At 69.0% G+C, this 2,697-nt stretch carries 1 protein-coding gene; it reads left to right on the top strand.

All coding sequences use genetic code 11. The features are described 5' to 3' along the window. Positions 1–2,429: 1,4-alpha-glucan branching protein GlgB (gene glgB / locus HGG74_RS17520; protein WP_246263011.1), on the top strand; the 2,429-nt coding region annotated here is incomplete at its 5' end. Between the last annotated feature and the right edge of the window lie 268 nt (positions 2,430–2,697).

The following is a 2,697-nucleotide window of genomic DNA, read 5'->3' as shown; positions in this document are numbered from 1 at the left end:
ACACGAAGGGCCCGGACACGAAGGGCCCGGACACGAAGGGCGGGACCGGCGGGCAGGCTGCCGCGCCGCGGCCGGCAGGCGGTTCGGCGGCCGGCCTGGAGCCGGTAGCCGGCGACTTCCCCGCTGCCGCGCCCGCCGCCGTCGTGCCCGATGCCGCCCCGCAGGTGCCGGCCCCTGTGCCGGCGCTGGAACCCCAAGCGGCGCCGGTTACCGGCACCCCGCCGGTGATCCCGCCGGCCGGTTCCAGCGCACCCATCCACGTGGACGAGCACGTCCTCGCCGCGGTGGCGCACGGCAGCTACTACCAGCCGCACGCCGTGCTCGGCGCCCACCTGGACGACCACGGCCACGTTACGGTCCGCACGCTGCGGCGGATGGCCGAGACCGTGACGCTGATCACCGCCTCGGCCCGCGTTCCCATGCGGCACGAATACGAGGGCATCTGGGTGGCCGTGGTGGAGCCCGAACGGCGCGGCCATGTCCCGGACTACCGGATCGAGATCACCTACCCGGGCGGGGAGCCGGAGCTCGTGGATGACCCCTACCGTTACCTGCCCACCCTGGGGGAGCTGGACCTGCACCTGATCGGCGAGGGACGGCACGAGATGCTCTGGCAGGCACTCGGCGCCCACGTCCGGCGCTACAACTCCACGCTGGGGAACATTTCCGGTACGAGCTTCGCCGTCTGGGCCCCCAACGCCCGGGCCGTGCGGGTCAAGGGGGAGTTCAACGGCTGGGACGGCTCGCTCCACGCCATGCGCTCGCTGGGCGGGTCCGGGGTCTGGGAGCTGTTCATTCCGGGCGTCGAAGCCGGAGCCATCTACAAGTTCGAGCTGCTGGGCAAGGACGGACACTGGCACGAGAAGGCAGATCCGATGGCCCGGTGGGCCGAAGTGCCGCCGCTGACCGGATCCCGGGTGGTGGAATCGCGTTATGTCTTCGGCGACGAGGCCTGGATGGCCCGGCGTGCGCAGCAGGACCCGCATAATGCGCCGATGAGCGTCTACGAAGTCCACCTGGGCTCCTGGCGGCTGGGCCTGGGCTACCGCGAACTGGCCGAGGAGCTGGTGGCCTATGTCAAGGAACTGGGCTTCACGCACGTGGAGTTCATGCCCGTGGCCGAGCACCCGTTCGGCGGCTCCTGGGGCTACCAGGTCACCTCGTACTACGCGCCGACGTCCCGCTTCGGCCACCCGGACGACTTCAAGTACCTGGTGGACCAGCTGCACCAGGCCGGCATCGGGGTGATCGTGGACTGGGTCCCGGCGCACTTCCCGAAGGACTCCTGGGCGCTGGCGCGGTTCGACGGCGAGCCGCTGTACGAGCACTCGGACCCCCGGCTGGGCGAGCACCCGGACTGGGGCACGCTGATCTTCGACTTCGGCCGGACCGAGGTGCGCAACTTCCTGGTGGCCAACGCCCTGTACTGGCTGGAGGAGTTCCACGTGGACGGCCTGCGGGTCGACGCTGTGGCCTCCATGCTCTACCGCGACTACTCCCGCCAGGAAGGCCAGTGGTTCCCGAATGTCCATGGCGGCCGCGAGAACCTGGAGGCCATTTCCTTCCTGCAGGAAGTCAACGCCACCGCGTACAAGCGGGTGCCCGGGATCGTCACCATCGCGGAGGAGTCCACGGCGTTCCCCGGCGTGACCCGGCCGACCTCCACCGGCGGGCTGGGCTTCGGGCTGAAATGGAACATGGGGTGGATGCACGACACGCTCCAGTACATTTCCGAGGACCCGATGTACCGGATGTACCACCACGACAAGGCCACGTTCTCGATGGTTTATGCCTTCACCGAGAACTTCCTGCTGCCGATCAGCCATGACGAAGTGGTGCACGGCAAGGGGTCGATGCTGGCCAAGATGCCCGGGGACCGCTGGAAGCAGTTGGCCAATCTGCGTGCCTACCTGGCCTTCCAGTGGGCGCACCCGGGCAAGCAGCTGATCTTCATGGGCACCGAGTTCGGCCAGGAAACCGAATGGTCCGAACAGCACGGGCTGGACTGGTGGCTGGCCGAGAACGCCCCGCACCGCGGACTGCAGCGGCTGGTCGGCGAGCTGAACCGGACCTACCGCGGGACCCCGGCGCTGTACGAGCGGGACAACGAACCGGCCGGCTTCCAGTGGATCGACGCTTCCGACGGGGCGCGGAACACGCTGTCCTTCATCCGCTGGGACCGGCACGGCAACCCGCTGGTATGCATCGCCAACTTTGCCGGGCATCCGCACGAGGATTTCCGGGTCGGCCTGCCCTGGGCGGGGTCCTGGACCGAGGTGCTCAACACCGACAACCCGGAGTACGGCGGCTCCGGCGTGGGCAACCCGCAGCCGGTGGCTGCGGCCGAGGGGGCATGGAACGGGTTCCCGGCTTCGGCGGTCCTCAGGGTTCCGCCGCTGGCCGTGCTGTACCTGAAGCCGGCGAAGTAACCTGGCGGCGTCCGGACGGACAGCTGTTCCGGACGCCGCCGGCCGCGTGGGCTCCCGGCAGGCCGGGAGTTCACGCGGAATTTACATGCCGCACCAACAGTGGTAATGTTAATTTCCGCGCTGGACGGGAAGTCGAGCAGCCCAAGGTCCCCGCCGGATGACCCCGGAGCCCCCCAGGGGGTGCGGACCGGGCCGATTGGACAACCAAATGCCAAGCGTGTAAGTTTGAAAAGTTGCTCCGGAGCGATGGGGGGCCCCTGCGGGGGTT

This window comes from Arthrobacter mobilis (assembly GCF_012395835.1).
Classification (GTDB): domain Bacteria; phylum Actinomycetota; class Actinomycetes; order Actinomycetales; family Micrococcaceae; genus Crystallibacter; species Crystallibacter mobilis.
This window is presented reverse-complemented; position numbering and strand designations above follow the sequence as displayed.